General features: G+C 70.7%; 1 protein-coding gene and 1 rRNA gene. Both read left to right on the forward strand.

Translation table 11 applies throughout. The annotated features are described in order from the left end of the window. Positions 1 to 97: ribosomal RNA gene (gene rrf, locus ABD287_RS18450) — 5S ribosomal RNA — on the forward strand; the annotation flags it as partial. A gap of 205 nt (positions 98 to 302) precedes the next feature. Beyond that, positions 303 to 574, forward strand: a 272-nt coding sequence (locus ABD287_RS18455) for a hypothetical protein (RefSeq protein ID WP_344174825.1), incomplete at its 3' end; no start/stop codon positions are given.

Raw genomic sequence — 574 nt, forward strand, 5'->3', positions numbered from 1 at the left:
GGAAACGCCCGGTAACATTCCGAACCCGGAAGCTAAGCCCTCCAGCGCCGATGGTACTGCACCCGAGAGAGTGTGGGAGAGTAGGACGCCGCCGGACAAGCATCTTATCGAGGGCCGCCCCGCAACGGGGCAGGCCCTCGATTTGCATTTCACGCACTGCGCTAGATCTTGCGCAGCAAGAAGGGAACCAACCGTGACACCAGCACCGCGCGACCGCGACCACGACGGCCGCCGAGACAACGACCGAGGCACGGGTGGGCCTCGGCCGTACTCGCGCGGAGGAAGCACTGATCGAACCAGTCGTGACAGTGGCTCGTCGCGAGGGCAGGGCGATCACCGCGGCGGTGGCGGATCTGACCGTTCCTCTGGCGATCGCGGCGACCGCCCTAGCGGCGACCGCGGCGGTTACCGCGGCGACCGCCCCACCGGCGACCGCGGCGGATTCCGCGGGAGCGACGACCGTGGCGGCTACCGGGGCGACCGTCCGAGCGGCGACAGCAGCGGCTACCGCGGCAGCGGCGACCGCAGCGGGTTCCGAGGTGACCGCCCGACCAGCGGCGGGTTCCGCAGCGGC

The sequence above is a fragment of the Pilimelia columellifera subsp. columellifera genome (genome assembly GCF_039532605.1).
Classification (GTDB): Bacteria; Actinomycetota; Actinomycetes; order Mycobacteriales; family Micromonosporaceae; genus Pilimelia; species Pilimelia columellifera.